Source organism: Schaalia meyeri, from assembly GCF_900105015.1.
Taxonomy (GTDB): domain Bacteria; phylum Actinomycetota; class Actinomycetes; order Actinomycetales; family Actinomycetaceae; genus Pauljensenia; species Pauljensenia meyeri.
In genome coordinates this window covers 1-20,761 of the sequence record NZ_FNLK01000010.1, presented here as the reverse complement: position 1 = coordinate 20,761, position 20,761 = coordinate 1, and the positions used below count along the sequence as shown (strand labels likewise).

Genomic DNA, 20,761 nt, shown 5'->3' with positions numbered 1-20,761 from the left:
GTCAGAACGTGAGGAACCCCCAGCGGATCAGGTCGCGCAGCGGTGCCTCGACCTCCTCGCGCACGTCCTCCGCCTCGGCGCAGGTCAGCGCCGCGACGGCGGCCACGATCTGGGCGACCGTGAGCTCCCCGTCGGAGGCGCCGACGACGGCCGACACCGCGGAGGACACGGACACGCTCCGTCCCAGGCCGCCGCCCTGGTGCAGGATCAGCAGCTCCGGATCGGGGCTGCCCGGCACGTAGTGGCGTTCCTCTCGCACGTCGGGCGCGCGCCAGAGCACCGTGTCCCACAGCTGCGGGGCGCGCAGCGAGGACAGCGCCCAGCCGACGTCGCACCCGCGGGGAGCGCGCCCATCCAGCGACAGGTCGTAGGCGCGCTTACCACCCGAGGCGGCCCCGGCCTCATCCAGCCTGCGCAGCGCGACGAAGCCCATGCCGATCGCCCCCGTGCCCGCGCGATGAAAGTCAGCAAGCCACGACGTGAAGGCGCGCTCGTAGTCGGCGCGCGCCATGAGGTAGCCCCCCGAGTCACGGATCCACATGTCCACGTAGCGGGCCGGCTCCAGCACGTCGCGCTGGACCACCCACGCGTCGACCGGCAGCCCCTCCAGCCACTGGTCGACGCGGCGGGACCATTGGGTGTGCGGGTCTCGGTCGGCGGGGATCTCCCAGTTCGCCAGCATCTGCAAGGTGGCCCCCGGTGCCATGTGGGCCGGCGCTTCGCGCAGGAGCGCGCGTATCAGGTTGTCGCGCTCCATGCCGCCATCGCGGTACTCGAGCAACCCGGCGGCCCCACGCACCGAGTCCGGTGTGATCACAAACGGCGGGTTCGTCACGATCAGGTCGAAGGCCTCGCCCGCGACCGGCTCAAAGAGCGACCCCTCGCGCACGTCGATCACGACCTGGTTGAGGGCGGCGTTGAACTGAGTGAGCGCGCACGCGCGTGGGGACAGGTCCGTGGCGACGACGCGGCCCGCGTGCGTGGCCAAGTACAGCGCTTGGATGCCGCATCCGCAGCCCAGGTCCAGCGCAGATTCGACCGGCTCGCGCACCGTCATCTCCAGCAGCGTCAGCGTCGCGCCGCCGATCCCCAGCACGTGGTCCTCGCACAGCGGCTTGCCCATTAGCCCCTCCCCCAGGTCCGAGGCCACCCACCACTGGTGGTCACCGCCGGGCAGCGTGGCCGCGTGGGGGCGCAGGTCGAAGAGGGCGTGCATCCACGGGTCGGGTTCCTCGACCGTTTCGGCAGGCTCCTCGCTGGAATCGCTCATGGTCCCCGGCTTGGGTGTGGGCCGAGGGGAGGCTCCCTCGCCCCCGGCACGCTTCCCACCCGCCCGGGGAAAAACCAGGGCACAGGCGGCCTCGTCCTGCTCAATGACCGAGGCGAGGCCCAGCGACTCCAGGCCGCGAGCGCCGAGGGCGGGAAGCGCCCGGCTCAGGGAAGAGGCGCGTTCGGGCAGGCCGAGGATGAAGAAGCGCGTGAGGACCGCCGCGGGATCGCTCTCCTCCGCGAGCTCAACGACTGCGGGCAGGCGCAGGTCGCGCATGAGGGCGTCCAACGCCGCGCCGCTCAGCAGCGCCTGCAGGTGTTCGACGCTCCAGCGCGAGCCGATCAGGTCGGCGCGGAGTCGGCCAATCAGGTCGAGGTCAAGGGCCGGGACGGTTACGGAAGTCGTCATGACTCAAGCCTATCCCCGCGCGTACAATGCGCGGGTACCCAACGAGGCACCCTAGCGAGGCCCCCCACAGGAGGAAACAATGTCCGGAGGACTCGTCGCCCTGCTCGACGATATCGCTACCCTCGCGAAGGCCACGGCGTCATCCATCGACGACGTTGCCTCCAGTGCGGTCAAGGCGTCCTCGAAGGCCGTCGGCGTCGTCATCGACGACACGGCCGTTACCCCGCAGTACGTGTCCGGTCTGAGCCCGGCGCGCGAGCTTCCGATCATCGGCCATATCGCGCGCGGCTCCCTCATCAATAAGCTCCTGATCATCCTGCCGGTCGCCCTGGCACTGACGTGGCTCGCTCCGCAGGTCCTACCCGTCCTGCTCATCACGGGCGGCGCGTACCTGTGCTTCGAGGGGGCCGAAAAGGTCCTCGAAAAGCTGGGCTGGCTGCCCTCTCACCACCCCGAACACGACCAGGTCGACCCCGCCAGCGCCAACGAGGTCGAAAAACAGATCATCGCGTCCGCGACCCGAACGGACCTGATCCTCAGCGCCGAAATCATGCTGGTGTCGATGGCGGGCCTGGCGGGGGAATCGGGAGCGAGGCGCGTCGCGATTCTCATCGCCGTCGCTTTCTTCATGACGTTCTTCGTCTACGGCCTGGTCGCTCTGCTCGTCAAGGCGGACGACTTTGGGGCGCGACTGGCACGCGGAGCCCTGGACCCGGCGGATAACCGTCCCGGACCCGTCGATAACATGGGACGCACCATCGTTCACGTCATGCCGCACATTTTCAACGTCATCGGCATCGTCGGAACCGTCGCCATGCTGTGGGTCGGCGGCCACCTGGTCATCGCCAACCTCGCCGAGGTCGGGCTGTCCGTCTTTCATCACCTCCTCGAGGCGGCCGTCCACGCCGCTTCATCCCTGGGAGGCGTTCTCTCGTGGCTGATTGAAACCCTGATCTCCGGCCTCTTTGGTCTCATCCTGGGCGCGCTCATCTGCTGGATCGTCGTCGGCACGGCGGCCGCCGTCAAAGCCGTTCGCGGGCGCCGCGCGCGGGGATGATCCCACGTTTTCACGCGGCGGTCGCGGGGCGGACCGGAGGGGGCAGCGATTGCATTCAGCCGAGAGCCTACGCACACCCCCTTCGCAATCTGGGACCAAAGTACTAGTCTAGAGGCATCAGACTAATGACAGAGGACCCACCGAAGGAGCAACATGACTGCCTATACCCTGCCCGATCTCCCCTACGACTACTCCGCGCTTGAGCCCCATATCTCCGGGCGCATCATGGAGCTGCACCACGATAAGCACCATGCCGCGTACGTGGCCGGGGCAAACGCCGCGCTGGACAAGCTGGCCGCAGCACGCGAGGCCGGTGATTTCGGAGCCATCAACCTGTGGGAAAAGAACCTGGCCTTCAACCTGGGCGGCCACACGAACCACTCGATCTTCTGGACCAACATGACCGGTGAGGGCGCGTCCCGCCCCGCGGGAGAGCTCGCGGACGCGATCAACGAGTTCTTCGGCTCCTTCGAGGCCTTCCAGGCGCAGTTCGCGGCCGCCGCCCTGGGCCTGCAGGGCTCCGGCTGGGCCGTCCTCGCGTGGGACAGCATCGCCGAGCGCCTGGTGACCTTCCAGCTGACCGACCAGCAGGGCAACACCCCCGTCGCAACCCTTCCCCTGCTCATGATCGACATGTGGGAGCACGCCTTCTACCTGGATTACCTCAACGTCAAGGCCAACTACGTGAAGGCCTGGTGGAACCTGGTTAACTGGGAAAACGTCGCGTCCCGCTTCAACGCTGCCCGCCTATCCTCCGGCCTGGTGAACGCACCCGCGGGCTTGCCGAACTCATAGGAGCTGGCGGCCCAGGCGGATTCATGCGGCCCTGGCGGGCCAGGGTGAGAGCGCGCGGCGCGCGTGAGTCCCGCATCTGGATAGGAAACGGCTTCGTGGATAGGAAACGGCCACCTGGATAGGTTACGAGCTTCTGGATAGGTTAATAACCTATCCACGAGTGCATAACCTATCCAGAAACGCACTTCCTATCCACGAACCAGCCGCAAAGGGCAGCAACACCAGCGGTAGATCATGCGTTTGGGCGGGCCGCCAATCGCAGGCACCGCTTTTTGGGCGATGTTGACAGCAGCCCTGCATCTGGATTAGGAAACAGACACACGGGGAAACAGCCGCAAAAGGCAGCAACACCAACAGCAGAACACGGGCCTGGGCGAACGACAGCGAAGACGGCGGCTGCGCCCCGAAGAGGTCCCGCAACAGAGCGCGAGCCAGGCGGGTCGGCAGCCGCGGGCGCCACGACGCGCACACCTAGCTAAAATCGGGGCGCGTACATCCGGTTTAAATCGGGATTTTTCCGCGTCAGAAAGCCGAAAAATTACGGACAAACCAACACGTTTATCCATCCGTCAAGCTGGTGCCCACCAACTTCAACACCAACTTTCCCGCGAAAACAAACCGAAAAGTACAAACACAACCAACACGCCCCGTCCTACAACTCCGTTCTGCCCTATGCCCCCATTGGCCCAAACCCACACAAACACACAACAAAACCGTCCGGCCCCGTCTGGGGCCGGACGGCCAGTGGCGGTAGCGCTGGGATTTGAACCCAGGGTGGCTGTGACACCACACAGCATTTCGAGTGCTGCACCTTCGGCCGCTCGGACACGCTACCTCGGCTAGTAATTTTACTGCAGGAACCCTCGCGAGCGCAAATCAATCAAGCACGCGGGAAACAGGGGTGACGATGGCGAGCAAGCAGACCCACGCAAAACCATTCACGCACAAGGGAACAGGGGGTCAAAAACCCGTCCTCGATATCAAACCATTCGTGCACGCGGGGAACCAGGTCACGCCGAACGATTCAAATGTGACGCAAAGCAAAACCATTCATGGAAGCGGGGAACAAGGTAACCGGCTCAAAACGGCACATGGGCCACCTCCAAACCGACCCCCGCGCGAAAACCAGGTCGCGCCCCCACGCGGGCCGCCGCGGCGCCCTCAACCGACCCCAGCACCTAAAGCAGGTGCGTCGGGCGTGCACGCTGAGCGCGAACGCTCCGAACCGCCCCCACGCCAGGGATACAGGCATGCAACGTCCGTCGATGTCGGCACGGGAAAGCTCGCGGGGCGCGTCATCGGGCGGAAATACGGCCCGATCGGTTGCGGGGCCGCCTGGCAGGATCCGCCCATCCTCGCCGCGCCTCTGTGGATCACAACCGACGTGATAGCGCGGATGGGCGCCATGCGCACTACTGGGTCCGAAGCATCGATGCACTACCCTGTCAGGGTAGGTACCAACGCAGCGAAAGGATATTTGTGTCTGCGCCACATGCGATCAAGCAAACGTCGCTCAAAGAACTAACCTTGCGCGGCATCGTCATCGGCGGAATCATCACGCTGGTGTTCACGGCGGCAAACGTGTACCTGGGTCTGAAGGTCGGCCTGACCTTCGCGACGTCGATCCCGGCGGCGGTCATTTCGATGGCGATTTTGCGCTTCTGGAGCGATCACACGGTTCAAGAGAACAACATTGTTCAGACCATCGCGTCCGCTGCCGGCACACTTTCGGCGGTCATTTTCGTCCTGCCGGGCCTCGTGATCGTGGGTTGGTGGAGCGGGTTTCCGTATTGGCAAACCATGTTTGTGTGCGCCGTGGGCGGTGCGCTGGGCGTCATGTATTCGATTCCGCTGCGCCGCGCGTTGGTGACGGGTTCGGATTTGCCCTATCCAGAGGGCGTGGCCGGTGCCGAAATCCTGAAGGTCGGCGATGCGAAGGATGCCGGCCAGGATAACAAGCGCGGCCTGCTGGCAATCACGTGGGGCGCGCTGGCGTCCGCCGCGATGACGCTGCTCGGCTACCTGAAGGTCACGGCTTCCGAGGTGGGGGCCGCCCTCAAGATCGGTTCGACGGGCACGATGTTGTCGACGTCGCTGTCGCTGGCGCTCGTCGGCGTGGGCCACCTGGTGGGTATGACGGTCGGCATCGCGATGCTGATCGGCATGCTGTTGTCCTACGGGGTCCTGCTGCCTCTGTACGCTGACGGCTCTGTCGAAGACGCGGAGGATTTGACGGAGGCGCTGTCCACCATCTTTAAGAACGACGTGCGTTTCATCGGTGCCGGCGTCATGGCGGTCGCCGCCATTTGGACGCTCGTAAAAATCATGGGGCCGATCGCCCGCGGCATCAAAGAGTCGCTGCGCGCCTCGCGCGGGGCCGGGGACGTCGGCCGGGAGATTGAACGCACGGAACAGGATATTCCGGGCACGTGGGTGATCGTGTCGATCGTCGCGGCGATGATCCCGATCGCCGGCCTGCTGTGGTGGTTTATTCGCGGCACTCAGATCGAACACAATACGGCCACGCTGATTGCGGTGTCGGTCTTGTTCATTTTGCTGGCCGGCCTGTTGGTTGCGGCGGTGTGCGGCTACATGGCGGGCCTGATTGGCGCGTCCAACTCGCCCGTGTCGGGCGTGGGCCTGCTGGTTGTCGTGGTCACGGCGGTCGTCATTTTGGCGGTGCACGGTCGCGGGGCGACCGTGCAAGAGAATACGGCGCTGATCGCGTTCGCGCTGTTTACGTCGGCGATCGTGTTCTGCATTGCGACGATTTCAAACGATAACCTGCAGGACCTGAAGACGGGTCAGCTGGTGGAAGCGACCCCCTGGAAGCAGCAGGTTGCCCTCATCATCGGCGTTGTTTTCGGCGCGCTGGTCATTCCGCCGGTGCTGCAGCTGATGCAGAATTCGTTTGGTTTCCAGGGCGCGCCCGGCGCGGGTCCGGACGCGTTAGCGGCCCCTCAGGCCTCGCTGATTTCGTCGCTGGCAAAGGGCGTGTTGGGCGGCGGCATCGACTGGAAGCTGCTGGGTATCGGCGCGGTGATTGGCGTCGTCGTCATCGTCATTGACGAGGTGGCGCGTCCCGCGTCGAAGGGCAAGCTGGCTCTGCCTCCGCTGGCGGTGGGCATGGGGATTTACCTGCCCGCGGCGCTGACGATCCTGATCCCGATCGGCGGCCTGGCCGGCTTCCTCTACAACAGGTGGGCGTCAAAGCAGGCTGACGCGGAGCGCGCGAAGCGTTTCGGCACGCTGGCCGCGACCGGCCTGATCGTGGGCGAATCCCTGTTCGGTGTGGTTTACGCGGGTATCGCGGGCGCGACGGGGTTGGATTCGCCGCTCGCGTTACCCTTCATCGGCCAGGGCTACACGCCCGTCGCGAACGTCTTGGGTGTCGCGTTCTTCGCCGGCGCCTCGTGGTTGCTGTACCGTTTCGCGCGCAAGATTTCGCGCGACTCGGATCGCGAGTCCGCCTCGATGTAGTATCCCGGCGCCAGGCGGAGAGCCGACCGCGTGCGCCGGCCCCCTCAGGCCGTAGTCCGTCCGTGCGCGTCGGCCCACCCCGGCCGGGTCCGCGCCGTGCGACGAGGCCGGGGTTCCTGGCGCCGCCCCCCGCGGCCGGCGCAATACGTCTTTTTGTCCGCCTGTTAGGACAAATAATCCCACGATGCGGTCATTCTCCGGCTTGACATCCGCATCTAATGCGCATGTCAAGGCACATTTATATGTGTTTATGCAAAGTATGCCCTTCCGTGACTAATCGGCAAATGGTACTTTGGGCCGTATGATGCACATCCTGGAACCGGACGTCGCGTGGCTGCGGGACCCAGGAGCCTCGGTGAATCGCCTGCAGGTCCACGCGACGTGGAGGTCACGTCGGCCGATCCAGATGCTGTCCAGCACCTGGCAGGTGCGGGCCGTGGTCGGCACTGCCGCCGAGCTGATTGAGCGCGCTCCCCTCCAGAGAGAATTCGAAGCGACGTCCGTTCCCGGCGTCCTGGAGTCGGACGGTTCACAGGCGGGCGAGAAAACCGAGTTGTTCAGTCGCGCACGGGCTGATCGGCCGCTTTTAGGCGACCGGGTGCGCGCCTCGATCCTGCGCCGCGAGTTTTCGCTGGATGCGCCGCTGAAGGACGCGGGCGAACGCGGGTGGATGATGGCCCTGACTTTCGGCGGCTTTTCGGGCCCCCTCTACGCGTGGGTCGACGGGACCTTCGTCGGTTTTTGCCCGGACGGTTTCATTCCCGCGGCGTTCGACGTGACCGAGGCGCTGGAGCCGACTCAGACGCACGCGATCAGCGTGCTGCTGATGGATTCCCCCGTGTGCTGCCACGGGCTGTTCCGGGAGGTGTCGCTGGAGGCGCGGCCCCCGGCGCACCTCAGAGACGTCTTCCCGGTGGCGTCTCACGACGGGACATCGGGCAGCCTGCGACTGGCTGTTGAGGCGTCGGGGGGTGTTCGCGTACGCGCCGCTCTGCTGGGCGAGGCCCAGCAGGAGGAGCTGTGGTCAGCGGTCGGCGCGCCCGGTGATCAGCTGACGGCGCGGGGGCTGAACGTGATTGGGTGGAGCGCGGAAGAACCCGCGCTGTACACGCTGGTGGTGACGCTGGGGGACCAGGACGGCACGGAAGACACGATTGCTCTGCGGATCGGCTTCCGCGACCTGGTGGCCTCTCCCAAGGACGTGAGCCTGGGCGGGCGGGCGCTGGTCCTGCGGGGAGTGCGTCGCGACGAGTGCCACACCCGCACGGGCCTGGCGGTCGGGCTGCCCGAGATGCTGGAGGACGTCGTGTGGTGCAAACGCAACGGGGTCAACACGGTCGCGGTGTCACACGCGCCCGCGCACGCGCGTTTCTATGAGCTGGCTGACGAGTACGGCCTGTACATCATCGACTGCGCCTCCACAATGCATGGTGCCGGCGCGGCCCGGGACGAGGCGATCGAGGCCGCGGTTCGCAGGGATCGCGCGCACCCGAGCGTGATCGCGTGGGCCGTGGGCGAGAGCGATGCACAGGATTCCCTCACCCGCGCGTTGGATCCGACGCGCCCCGAATACACGGGAACCGGTTTCCCGGAGCTGGACAGGGTGCGCGGCAAAGAGCTGCACTATGCGCCCGTGTCGGTCGCGCCGTCTTATTCGGGGGTGACCGTGCGCAACCGCATGACGTTCACGTCGACGTCCGACCTGGAGTTTTTGTGCCGCATCGTCGAGGACGGCCAGGTGACCTGGGAGTATCCGGCGTTCCTGGACGTCGCGCCCGGCGAAACGGGATTCTTCCCGGTGGAGTGGCCGGCCTCGGGGATGCGGGAGGTGTCCGTGCGGCTGTCGTACGGCACGGGCTGGGCTCCGGCGGGATTTGAAATCGGGCGGGGCTTCATGCCCGCACCGGCGTAAAGCCCCGGGCGGGCGCCCCTGCCACCCCCGGGTGGGGATGCGCGGCACCCGGGTGGGGCCCATCCGGGTGCCGCGCATTTTTGGCACCGCCTACCGGGGGCCGGCCTTGGCGCGGCGGATCGACGTCCGCACTGCGGCGAAGACCCCGAACAGCAGTCCTGAGATGGGGAAGAGCACCCACGACTTGTCCCACTGGTCGAAGACGGCCCCCCACACGAAGTAGGCGACGACGACGCACGGCCAGTAGACGCTGGCGACGATCCCGATGACGGGGTCGCGGTAGTTCTCTTCGTCGTAGTCGTACTCTTGGCGGCCCTCGCGGATGAGGGTCTGCTGCGTTTGCACGGCCCAGTTGGCGGGCAGGAAGATCCACAGGCCGAGCGCCACGAGCGCCACCGACAGCGCCAGGGCGAGCTCGAACAGGTCGCCGCCGTTGAGCGTCCCGTTGTCGGCGCCCGCCGGCACGTCCATACCGATGCCGATGGGTGGCAGCGCTTGGACCACCGCGAGTGGCAGCGCCGCGCAGATCCACAGTCCGACGGCGATGGTGAGGCGCCGCATACGCCGGTCCTCGTGCTCAAGGCGCAGCCTGGCCGCCCACGCCGTGACGATGGGGTCGGGCGTGAACTCCAGGTTCACCAGGTGTTTGACGTTGGCGAACAACCGGGATCTGGACAGCAGCATGATGACGCCGAGGGCGACGAGCAGCAGGTCCACACCCAGGGCCAGGAAGGTGGCCGTGTCCTCGTTGAAGGGGACGAGGCCGACCTCCGTCAGCCCCCGGAGCGCGAACATGGGGATGCCCGTCGAGACCAGGATGGCGACGCTGAGTCCCAGGCTGGCGGCCCCGCGCCTGCGCGCTTCGGCGAGTTCTTGCGCCTCGGGCAGTGTGACGCGGGGCCTGCTCGGGGTCCCGGTCCCGTCGGTCCCGGCCCGCGCGGGGGCTGCCTCCGGCTGGGGCGCCCCGTTGACGGCGGTGAGGTCGTCGGCGATACCGAGGACGGGGGCGATCTCCTGGAGGTTTCCGAAGTCGGTGATGACACGGCCGACCGCCTCGTTGTGCGTCATGCCGGAGGCGATGGCGTCGGCGTAGGCGTCCTCCATCATGGCGCGCAGTTCGACTTTGGCGTCGGTCAGTCGTGTCGAGGCTGGGTAGGGTGCGAACATGGCGTCGAGGAAATTATCGATGGTCTCCATCATTGTCTTCCTTCCACGAAGCGGTCGACGAGGTTCTTGGTGTCGGCCCATTCCGCGATCTTGTCGTTGAGGTAGGCCTGGCCGGTGGGGCCCAGGCGGTAGTAGGTGCGGGTCTTGCCCGATTCTGAGACGCCCTGGTAGGACTCGGTGACCCCTTGCCCTTCCAGTCGTTTGAGCGCTGAGTAGAGGGTCGTCTGCTTGATGGCGTACTGCCCCTGAGACACCTGGCTGATGGTCTTGGCCAGCTCGTAGGCGTAGGACGGGCGTTCGCGCAGCAGCCCCAGCACGATGAGGTCGATGTATCCCCTGATCGCGTCGGCGCTGATCATCGATTCCTCCTTCCGTTCACGAGGCCGTGGCTGGGCACTCCCAACCATACGACAAACATAGCACGTCTGTCGTAGTACGTCAAGGGAAGTAAAGGCGGAGTGCGCGGCTGCTGCGGCCTAGCGGAACGCGGCCCTCCTGCGGGGGATGGTCGGCATGCCCAGCATGACGGCGCCCGCACCCCCGGGCGGTTCCTCGGCGTCCACCAGGTGCAAGACGCCGTCATCGCGCACGTCCGGTGACTGCAGGGCAGTGGCCAGCATCAACTTGATGCGGTTGAGCTGATTGACCTCCGAAGCGCCGGGGTCGTAGTCGACTGCGACGATATTCGACTGCGGGTAGCGATTGCGCAGCGCCCGGAACATTCCCTTGCCCACGATGTGGTTCGGCAGGCACGCGAAGGGCTGGGCGCAGATGATGTTGGGGCAGCCGTGCTCGATCATATCGACCATTTCGGCGGTCAGATACCAGCCCTCTCCGGCCTGGTTGCCCAGGCGCGCGATGTCCTGGGACCGGGCGATCATCTCTTCGATGGGACGGTGCGCCTCGAACTTGCCGCCGGTGGAGGCGAAGGCGCGATGCACGGGCTTCTCGTACTTCTTGAGCGCCCACAGCACGATCGGCATGATGTAGCGCTGCTTACCGTCGATGCCCAGGTTTTCCTTATCCCACGCGGCGGTCGCCGTCGAGTTGTGGAAAAACTGCATGAGGCCCGGCAGCTCCGCCTCGCAGCCCTCTGCCTCGATGACGTCGACGGCGTGGTTGTTGGCGTCGGGATGGAACTTGACCAGGATTTCGCCGACCAGCCCGACGCGCGGCTTACGGGGGATATCGCGCAGGGGCAGGGAGTCGAAGGCGCGCACGCATTCGCGGATGATCTTCGTATACGAGGTGCGCCCGCCCAGGGCCTCGACCCGCCCGGTGGTGATCCACTCCTGGACGTATCCGTCCCACGTGCGGTACAGGTCCATCGCGGATCCGGGGTGGGCCTCGTAGGGGCGCACGCGCAGGAGCATCGACTGGATGGCGTCTCCGATGACGAAGGCCTGGATGGCCTTGTGGATCTGTGCCGCGCCCAGGCGAAAGCCGGGATTGTCCTCGAAGCCCTGGACGGACAGCGCGATGACGGGCACCTGCGGGTATCCGGCGTCGCGCAATCCCTTGCGCAGCAGCGCCGCGTAGTTCGTGGCGCGGCACATGCCGCCCGTCTGGGTGATACCCACGGCGGTGCGGTCGGGGTCGGCGCGCCCGGAGATAAACTCCTCAAGCAGCTGTCCGATGACGACGATCGCCGGATAGCACGAATCGTTGTTGACATACTTGAGGCCCACCTCCATGGAGGCGCGGCTGGTGTGCTCCAGAACCTTCACCTTCAGGCCCGCCTGGGCAAACAGCGGCGTCAGGAAGCGGAAGTGAATGGGCGACATCTGGGGCGCGAGGATCTGATAGCCGGCCTGGCGCATCTCTTCGGTAAAGACGGCGCGCGGCTGGATGTGGCCGGCCTGCTCCTCGCGGGCGGCCTGACCCGATGGGTCGCGCAGGGCGGCGGTATCGACCGCGCCGGAGACGATGCCCACGGACCAGGCGGGGGCCAGATCCACCGGTTCCGCGCCGTCTGCCCCCCTCCCGGCCGCGGCCAGGCCCGGGGCGGGGCGAGGCGAGGCGCGCTCGGTGATGGCCGCGTCGAGGGAACGCAGGCGGATCTTTGCCGCGCCCAGGTTAGAGACCTCGTCGATCTTGAGGACGGTGTGCACGTCGCCGCGCCCTTCGAGGATTTCCTGAACCTGGTCGGCAGTGATGGCGTCGACGCCGCAGCCAAACGAGTTCAGCTGGACCATCGCCAGGTCCGCTTCGTCGCCGACGCGGGCGGCGGCCTCGTAGAGGCGCGAGTGGTAGGTCCACTGGTCGAGCACGCGCAGGGGTCGTTCGAGGCGCGCGTCGACGATGCTGTCCTCCGTGAGCACCGCCATTCCCAGCCCGATGATGACCTCGGGGATGCCGTGGTTGATCTCGGGGTCCAGGTGATAGGGGCGTCCGGCCAGGACGATGCCTCGCACGCCGTTCTCGCGCATCCACGCGATCGTCTCGGCGCCCTTCGCGCGGATTTCCGCCTTGACGGCGGCGTCCTCCTCCCACGCCTTGTCCAAGGCGGCCTTCATTTCGTCGACGGGGATGTCGTAGCCGTATTCCTTGAAGGTTTTGGACAGGTGGGCGGGCAGGTAATCGCGGTTGCCAAAGTTGATGAACGGGCTGATGAAGCGCACACCCGGTTCGGCCAGCCGCTCCATGTTGTTGCGAATAACCTCCGGGTAGGTGGCCACGATGGGGCAGTTAAAGGAGTTGTCGCCCTCCGTCAGCTTTTGTTCAAAGTCCACGCACGGGTAAAAGATCGTGGTGAGGCCCTTGTCCAGCAGGGATTCGATGTGCCCGTGAACCAGCTTGGCGGGGTAGCACACGTTCTCCGAGGGAATCGACTCCATCCCCGTTTCAAACAGGTCGTGGTTGGAGCGGCCGGAGATCATGACGCGGAATCCCAGGGCAGAGAGCATCGTGAACCAGAACGGGTAGTTTTCGTACATGCCGAGCACGCGCGGCACGCCGATGTCCCCCCGGAATGCCTTTTTCTCTGTGAGGCGCCGGTATCCAAAGATACGCTTGTACTTCCAGTCGTAGAGGTTGGGCAGGTTCGACTTCTTTGGGACGCGCTCTAATGAGGCGCCGCGTTCGCAGCGGTTACCCGACACGTGGCGCTCGCCGTTGGAGAACGTCGAGATGGTCATCTGGCAGTGGTTCTGGCACAGGCGACACGTCTTGCGCGTGGTCTCTACGCTAAAGTCTTCCAGGGATTCGACCGTGGCCAGGGACGAGGTGCCCTCCCCGCTGTCATGCATGCGCGCGGTGAGGGCCGCGCCATAGGCTCCCATGAGGCCTGCGATGTCGGGGCGAACCACGCGCCGTCCCGTCAGGAGCTCGAAGGCGCGCAGCACGGAGTCGTTGAGGAAGGTGCCGCCCTGGACCACGATCCTTTCGCCCAGGTCGGAAGGATCCTTGAGCTTGATGACTTTATACAGGGCGTTGCGCACCACCGAGTAGGACAGGCCTGCGCTGATGTCGCGCACGTCCGCGCCTTCCTTCTGGGCCTGCTTGACGGAGGAGTTCATGAACACCGTGCAGCGGGTTCCCAGGTCCACCGGCGAGCTCGACTCCATCGCCATGCGGGCAAACGAGTGCACGTCCGTACCCATCGTCTGCGCGAAGGTTTGCAGGAAGGACCCGCATCCGGAGGAACAGGCCTCGTTGACGGAGATGGAGTCCACGGCGTGGTCGCGGATGCGCAGGTACTTCATGTCCTGGCCGCCGATGTCGATGACGGAGGTGACGCCCGGGCAGATGAACTCGGCGGCCCGGTAGTGGGCCATGGTTTCGATCTCGCCTTCGTCCATCGTGAGGGCGGATTTCACCAGGCCCTCGCCGTATCCGGTGGAGCACGAGCGCCCGATTTCGCACCCCTGCGGCAGCGCGCCGCGCACCGCGCGCACGATGTCGACGGCGGCGGCCACGGGGTCGCCCTCGTTGGAGGCGTAGTGGGTAAAGACGATCCGGTCCTCGGAGTCTATGACGACGGCCTTGATCGTCGTGGATCCCGCGTCGATGCCCAGCCAGCAGCGCCCCTGGGCCGCCTCTGGGCTCGCCTTTGGAATGACGTCGCGGCCGTGACGCTCCATGAACTCCTCACGGTCCTTGGGGGAGGCGAAGAGGGGGTCCATGCGCGGTGACTCGACCTGTACGGGGGCGGCGGCCAGGCGGTCCATCAGGGAGGTGAGCCTGTCGCCGTGCGAGTCCAGGGAGGCGGCCCTGGCTTCGTCGGCCTGGCGCCGTTTCTTAGCCGCTTCCTTCTCGGCCAGCAGGGCCGCGCCGATCGCGACGTAGAGCTGGGCGTCGTCGGGGGTGACGAAGGCGTCTGCTTTGGGCAGCAGTGTTTTGTAGGCCTCGCGCAGGGCTGGCAGGAAGTGCAGGGGCCCTCCCAGGAACATGACCGTCCCGCGGATCGGGCGCCCGCACGCCAGGCCTGCGATCGTCTGCGTGGCGACCGCGTTAAAGATGGAGGCGGCCAGGTCCTCGTGGGCGGCCCCCTGGTTGATGAGGGGCTGGATGTCCGACTTGGCGAACACGCCGCAGCGCGACGCGATCGGATAGAGCTGCGTGTGGCGCGTCGCCAGCTCGCCCAATCCGGCGGCGTCGGTGTGCAGCAGGGTTGCCATCTGGTCGATGAAGGCGCCGGTGCCGCCCGCGCAGGTGCCGTTCATGCGCTGCTCGGGCGTGGGGTGCAGGTAGGTGAGCTTGGCGTCTTCGCCGCCCAGCTCGATGACGACGTCGACCTCGGGGTGCAGGCGCTGCGTGGCCTCCGTGCCCGCGATGACTTCCTGCACGAAGGGGATGCCCATGGCGCGCGCGGTCGTCAGGCCACCGGAACCGGTGATCGCCGCGTGCACGCGGGCATCGGGCAGCGCGCGCTCGACGTCGGCGAGGAGCGCCCCCAGGGAAGCGCGCACGTCAGCGTTGTGCCGCCTGTAGTCCGAGAAGAGTCGGCGGTTTCCGTCCAGGACGACGGCCTTGACCGTCGTGGAACCGACGTCGATACCGAGCTGGTAGGGACGTGGAGCGTCCTGGGGGCGCTGCGTTGTCATGGAGACCTCCTGCGATCACCCCACAACATAGGACCCGGATCGTGACGCGTCAAAGCTCCGGCGTATCCGCACATCATTGGCCACCTCAATCGGCTCTAACGTGCGAATATGCGTCTTTTACATGGAGCGCAAAGCCCTGTGTTCCACCCTACACTGGCTCGGAATTACAACATATGAAGCGTTGCAAAAATCGACCCCGCGGAAACAATCCGGCCATCAGCGCCGGAATGGCCCGGATCGCCCGGCCCCCGGTTGCCTTGAGGCTCACCCAGAGGCCGACGCGGGCTAGGAGGTGTTTGACTGCGAGCACGAGCAACTATAGACTGGGGGCACTACGTCAGATGCTCGGGGGTTCGGCTCCAGGGTATCGGGGGGTCGGATCGCAGATTCGGCCCCCTCATAATTTTTGGAACAACGAGGTCCGCATGAGGCGGAGCATCACCATCGATGAGCAGATTGCTTTACTGAAGTCACACGGAATCACATTCGAGCTAATGGATGAAGACTCGGCCCGAGAGTTTCTTCGCTCGCGCTCATATTTTTTCAAGATCAAGTCCTACGAACGAAACTACAAAAGGATAGAGATAGGAGCGACCTATACCTATTCGGGTCTCGACTTCGGTCACCTCGTTGAGCTTTCTTATATGGATTTTGCGCTGAGCCGAATCTGCCTCTCGCTCGCTCTCAGCACCGAGCATTTCCTCAAGGTGCGGCTCAACCAGCTCATCATGAACGATCCCAAACCCGATCTATCGGAGACTCTTGTGCGCCGAATCCTCCACGGCGATACCTCCTTGATACGCTGCAATCCATACACGGAGGATATGTGGGAAGCGTGCAACAATGCCCCCTCCATCTGGCATCTCTGGGAGTTGCTTCCTCTCAACGAACACATCCGACTCTACTCGTCATACTTCGACTACCATGACATGCAAGCTCCGTACGCACATCTATTGTTCATCGTGCGCAAGCTCCGCAACGCCGTGTCTCACGGCAATTGCCTACTCGCCGATGTCTCGCGCCCCTCCGAAGGACGCCGCCAGTCCAACGGAAAGCGCTACGACAAAGAGGTTACTCTGGCTGCCTTACGCATGTGCGGCGTCAGCCCCAGACGCAACTCCGGCAAAAAGAAGGCTCTCAACGACGCCCTCGACCGCTTGGTCGTCAACAACTTCGCAGCTGCCCTCCTGTGCCATCTCGAGTTTGCCGATTCGCACAAGGCGCTGAGCCACATGGTGGCTGATCTCAAGGGATTTAGTGAGCGGATCGAGCGCCGCCGTCCCCTCTTCTTCGGTGATCTGCACGTGGAGGTTCCACGCAACCACCTCGTCAATTCAACGCTGCGCGCCATCCAGCGACTCATTGAGGGCTACTGCCGGCAAGCAGACCGGAAACTCGCGGCTCTTACCCCCATCGACTATTCACCGACAGTGACAGGAGCTGCGCAAGCTGACTTGAGTGCCGACACCAACCCAGTCAACTGTGGCGATCTGGATAGCCCGGACACGGGTTGCCTTGACGCTTACCCAGAGGCCGCCGCGGGCGTGTGAGGTCGCGCGCGAGTCACGGTCGTGGTCACTTGCGGTGGTATCTGGGGCTGGTGCCCAGGTGGATGGGCCTCTCGTCACCGGGGTTGATGTAGGCGAAGATTGAATCGTCCGTGCCGCGATAAGCGTAGGAGCTATCAGAAGTGGTACGTCTGGGATCAGCCAGTCCGTCGGCGTAGTCTTGTACCTCGCTCGCGGTGGGTTTGGATCCGCCTTCCTTTTGGGCCAGGGGGTTTTCGTCTGGGTACTGGGAGGGGTCCGTATTCACCAACGGACCAATGTTAGCGGCCCCGTACCCCGTGTACTTGTTCCACTCGTGGTTTGGGTTCAGCCCGGTGTGGGTTAGGACTTGCAGGGTCTGGTTCGCCGTGGCGTCGGGCCACTTCTGACGAGCCAGAGCCAACATCCCGGAAACGATCGCCGCCGAGTTCGACGAACCATTGGTGACTGCTGTTTTGCCAGTATCGAAGTCTCGCACCTTGAGTGGCCCGCCGACGGCCGCGGTGGTCACCCCGTTACCCCACGAGGAGTATTTGGCGAACTTCCCATCACTGGTGATAGCGGACACCCCCACCACACCAGACCACTGACTCAACTGACTATGATTGTTGTCCGTTCCGGTATTGCCCGCGGAGTTGACAATAATGACCCCCCGGCTCATCGCCCGAGCAATCGCCCACTTGAGGTCATCACTGGTGTCATTGGTACTAAAAGATGCAGAAATGATCTGCGCACCGTCATCGATAGCACTGTTGATCAAACTCGCGTCACTGTGCAACTTCTTGCCACCCTCCTTGCACGATTCTGAGGGCGTGTCGTCGGATGTAGGCTTTTGGTAGGACAGGATCGTTGCTTCCGGGGCGACGCCATACGCCTGGGACGCGAGGATGGCTGCCATTTCACTACCATGGTAACGGCTCGCGATCGTTGCGTTGATCGTGCATCGGCTTTTGTCGGTGATGTTGGCTCCCTTGAGCTCGGGATCGCTCAGCTCGACCGGGCCGTCGATGAGGGCGATGGTCACGCCCTTACCCGTATACCCCTTAGCCCGAGCAGTATCCAAATGATAATAAGAGAAGTACTCCTGCGTCGTAATCACATCATCCGCCCGCGCCGACGCAGGCACCAACACAAGAGCACCAACAGTCAGCGCCAGGACGGAAGCGGCCGCGGCAAGGGCGCGCGCGGGGCGCCCCACCCACCCCGAAACCAGACGGTGTGAGCGGGGCGTGCAAGGCGCCGCAGAAACAGGATCAGGGTGTCGCGCGCGATCCATCGTGATCATTTTCGGTGATACTTGGGACTGGTACCCAGGTGGATGGGGGCCGAGCTATTGGGGTCGACGAGATTCAGGAGCGTTTCGTCGGTTCCCCGATACACGTAAGAGTCGGGGGAACCAACGTACCTGGGATCAGCAAGTCCGTCGGCGTAGTCCTGAACTTCTTCCACCGTAGGTTTGGATCCGCCTTCCTTTTGTGCCAGGGGGTTTTCGTCTGGGTACTGGGAGGGGTCCGTGTTCACCAACGGACCAATGTTAGCGGCCCCGTACCCTGTGTACTTATCCCACTGGTGGTTTGGGTTCAGCCCGGTGCGGGTCAGGACTTGCAGGGTCTGATTCGCCGTAGCGTCCGGCCACTTCTGACGAGCCAACGCCAACAACCCCGACACGATCGCCGCCGAATTCGACGAACCATTAGACACCGCCAGCTTGGTGGCGTCTGTATCATCACGTGTCGTGACAGGTCCGCCAAAAGCGGCGGTGGTCACCCCGTTGCCCCAAGAGGAGTAGTTGGCGAACTTGCCGTCGCTGGTGATCGCGGACACCCCCACCACACCAGACCTACCGCTAAGCTGATCTTCGTTAGCATCGGCCCCCGTATTGCCCGCGGAGTTGACAATAATGACCCCCCGGCTCATCGCCCGAGCAATCGCCCACTTCAACTCAAGAGTGTTGTCATCACCGCCTTGCGAAATGGAAATGATCTGGGCGCCGTCATCAATAGCCTGATTGATCAATTTACCGAAAGTATCGAGCTTCTCCCCGTCCTTCTGACACGTACCTGCCGAGATCGAATTGGCATTAGACAGCTGATAGGAGTAGAGGGCCGCGTCGGGCGCTACCCCGAAATACGGGGAGACGAGAATCGACGCCATATCCGTGCCATGGCCCCTCCCCTTTTTGGATGCTTCGATGGTGCATCGGCTCTTATCAGTGATGTTGGCGCCCTTGAGCTCAGGCGCGCTGGTGTCTACGGGGCCGTCGATGAGGGCGATGGTCACGCCCTTACCCGTATACCCCTTCGCACGAGCAGTATCCAAATGATAATAAGAGAAATACTCCTGCGTCGTAATCACATCATCCGCAAGGGCCGACGCAGGCACCAACACAAGCACACCCAGGGCCATAGTCACGACGCAGACAGCAGCAGCAAGGACGCGCGCAGCACGCCCCACCCACCCCACAGCCAGGCGGGGTGGGTGGGGCGCGAAAACATGCATAGGATTCACCATTGGCGAGGATCCCACCCATCATCCACACGCTTCGCCGGAGTAATACTCCGGTCATTCCCAGACATCTGCGACAACGGATTCACATACCCCCGAGGCAACCCACCCTCATCCTCATCCTCAAACGTAAACGCCACATACTTACGCTTACGCCCCTTACGATCCTGCTTACCAGCACCCGCACCAGCGCCGGCACCACCACCCATGAAACCACGACCACCAGCAGCACCAGCACCGCTTTTACCAGCAGCGCCAGCAGCGCCGGCCTTACCAGCCGCGCCCGTCACACCAGACGCACCCGAGCCCGCGCCACCATTCGCACCAGCCGAGGGGGGAGTGTAGGAACCAAACCCAGACCCAGAATAAGAACCAACCTTGAGCCCGCCAGCGGCGCCCAGACCACCCGAGCCCATGCGGGCCGCACCACGCATACCCAGCGCGCCAGCACCCAGCACACCCGCACCACCCAAACGACCAGCCACAGACGAATCAGAGGCACCACCACCATTAAGGCGCCACAACGGATGATCCACATCCGCCGCAGGAGCCGGCGTATGACCCCCCACAACACCATTACGATACGCCGTACCATTAACACGCCGATGCAACAAATCCGTATCCATCAAATCCTGAGGATCCGTAATCGGATTCGTCCGCGACCCCACATCCCCATACGAAGGCTCCCGCGTAGGCAACGCACCCGAAGCAACCGTCCGATTACGAGCCGCAGCCGCATCAGCCTCACTCCACCACGGCTGATCAAACCCACCCGGATAATCACCCGAAGAAGAACTACGACCACCCTGGCGACCAAAACCATTCCCAGAAGAATAACCCCACGTATCAGCTGACGGGTCCGAGCCAGAGTCAGGTGATCCCTTGCCGCTTTGCTCTACTCCCGGGCCGGAAGCAGAGCCCTTCACGATACTGCTGAACAGCTTGGTCTTACCATTCACCATGTGCAGCACGCGCGCCGCCGCGGCCTCGCGCTGGGCGTTGTTCTGCTCCTCAACCGCAGACGCGTAAGCCTCACCAGTCGTGAAACGCATCCCCAACAGTGACACGCCACCCCCCGGCTCACTCTCAGGAACCGCAACAAGCGGAGCACCACGCATCGCCGCAGTCTTCGCATCCAACAAATCCGGCGAAAGCAACTCCGCCTCCTTCAGGGCCGACTCCATCGATTTGCGGCCCGCGGAATAGGCGTTGTATCCGCGCTGATACTTGGCCCGGTAGCCCTCGATGCGGCTGATGGACCGGTCCACCCACCGGTTCATCGCGTCCCCGGTCTTACCCGTAAAACCATGACCATCGCGATAGTCCTTCAAGCGATCAATCGCCTGCTCAAAACCCTCCATCGTCTTCTCGTGGTCGGTATCCCAGGCATCCAGCCCACGATTGGCCCGGGCCGCCTCCATGAAAACCTTCAAACGCTCATACATCGGCGACGAAACCATAATCAAACAGTCCTTTCCCTAACTCTAGTTTGCGTCAGACGCCCTGCTGCTGTCCCTGATCGTGTGCGTTCTGGGTCCCCTCGGTCTCCCCACCGGAAGACGCCGAACCGCCGTC

The 20,761-nt window shown here is 64.3% G+C and carries 12 protein-coding genes and 1 tRNA gene; 5 read left to right on the top strand and 8 right to left on the bottom strand.

Annotated features, from left to right (window positions below):
- Position 1: 1 nt before the first annotated feature.
- Positions 2-1,678 carry a methyltransferase gene (locus BLT68_RS04400; protein WP_074633028.1) on the bottom strand — a complete coding sequence of 559 codons (1,677 nt, stop codon included), beginning with the start codon at positions 1,676-1,678 and terminating at the stop codon, positions 2-4.
- 79 nt (positions 1,679-1,757) lie between these two features.
- On the opposite strand from BLT68_RS04400, the gene BLT68_RS04395 reads away from it, so the two are divergent.
- The gene (locus BLT68_RS04395; RefSeq protein WP_074633027.1) at positions 1,758-2,735 is read left to right on the top strand and encodes a DUF808 domain-containing protein; all 978 of its coding nucleotides are present in this window, start codon (positions 1,758-1,760) and stop codon (positions 2,733-2,735) included.
- 153 nt (positions 2,736-2,888) lie between these two features.
- Positions 2,889-3,530, top strand: coding sequence for a superoxide dismutase (locus tag BLT68_RS04390; RefSeq protein WP_074633025.1), 642 nt, complete (start codon positions 2,889-2,891; stop codon positions 3,528-3,530).
- A 745-nt stretch (positions 3,531-4,275) separates the two neighbouring features.
- Here BLT68_RS04390 and BLT68_RS04385 read toward each other — a convergent pair.
- Positions 4,276-4,365, bottom strand: a tRNA-Ser gene (locus BLT68_RS04385).
- A gap of 644 nt (positions 4,366-5,009) precedes the next feature.
- Between BLT68_RS04385 and BLT68_RS04380 the strand changes: the two genes are divergently transcribed.
- Both BLT68_RS04380 and BLT68_RS04375 read left to right on the top strand, forming a co-directional pair.
- Positions 5,010-7,010 carry an OPT family oligopeptide transporter gene (locus tag BLT68_RS04380; protein WP_074633024.1) on the top strand — a complete coding sequence of 667 codons (2,001 nt, stop codon included), beginning with the start codon at positions 5,010-5,012 and terminating at the stop codon, positions 7,008-7,010.
- 301 nt (positions 7,011-7,311) lie between these two features.
- Positions 7,312-8,922, top strand: coding sequence for a glycoside hydrolase family 2 TIM barrel-domain containing protein (locus BLT68_RS04375; protein WP_074633022.1), 1,611 nt, complete (start codon positions 7,312-7,314; stop codon positions 8,920-8,922).
- 90 nt (positions 8,923-9,012) lie between these two features.
- Here the strand turns inward: BLT68_RS04375 and BLT68_RS04370 are convergent, their stop codons facing one another.
- From BLT68_RS04370 to BLT68_RS04360, 3 genes are all read right to left on the bottom strand, one after another.
- Positions 9,013-10,122: a permease prefix domain 1-containing protein gene (locus tag BLT68_RS04370; RefSeq protein ID WP_074633021.1), complete on the bottom strand. Its 1,110-nt coding sequence runs from the start codon at positions 10,120-10,122 to the stop codon at positions 9,013-9,015.
- The gene (locus BLT68_RS04365) at positions 10,119-10,448 is read right to left on the bottom strand and encodes a PadR family transcriptional regulator (protein ID WP_050695369.1); all 330 of its coding nucleotides are present in this window, start codon (positions 10,446-10,448) and stop codon (positions 10,119-10,121) included. Before BLT68_RS04365 ends, BLT68_RS04370 begins: the two co-directional genes overlap by 4 nt.
- Positions 10,449-10,565: 117 nt before the next feature.
- Complete coding sequence (locus BLT68_RS04360; protein ID WP_074633019.1) at positions 10,566-15,134, bottom strand: acyl-CoA dehydratase activase-related protein; 4,569 nt, start codon at positions 15,132-15,134, stop codon at positions 10,566-10,568.
- A 425-nt stretch (positions 15,135-15,559) separates the two neighbouring features.
- On the opposite strand from BLT68_RS04360, the gene BLT68_RS04355 reads away from it, so the two are divergent.
- A complete protein-coding gene (locus tag BLT68_RS04355) occupies positions 15,560-16,684 on the top strand; it encodes an Abi family protein (RefSeq protein WP_074633017.1) in 1,125 nt (374 codons plus the stop codon).
- A 25-nt stretch (positions 16,685-16,709) separates the two neighbouring features.
- On the opposite strand, the gene BLT68_RS04350 is transcribed toward BLT68_RS04355, so the two are convergent.
- From BLT68_RS04350 to BLT68_RS09210, 3 genes are read right to left on the bottom strand one after another with little or no spacing between them, the layout of a single operon-like run.
- Positions 16,710-17,966 (bottom strand): S8 family peptidase, encoded by a 1,257-nt coding sequence (locus BLT68_RS04350; protein ID WP_074633016.1) that lies wholly within the window; start codon positions 17,964-17,966, stop codon positions 16,710-16,712.
- Positions 17,963-19,192 (bottom strand): S8 family peptidase, encoded by a 1,230-nt coding sequence (locus BLT68_RS04345; RefSeq protein ID WP_074633014.1) that lies wholly within the window; start codon positions 19,190-19,192, stop codon positions 17,963-17,965. Before BLT68_RS04345 ends, BLT68_RS04350 begins: the two co-directional genes overlap by 4 nt.
- On the bottom strand, positions 19,186-20,646 hold the full coding sequence (locus BLT68_RS09210) for a hypothetical protein (RefSeq protein WP_074633012.1): 1,461 nt from the start codon (positions 20,644-20,646) through the stop codon (positions 19,186-19,188). Before BLT68_RS09210 ends, BLT68_RS04345 begins: the two co-directional genes overlap by 7 nt.
- Positions 20,647-20,761: the final 115 nt, after the last annotated feature.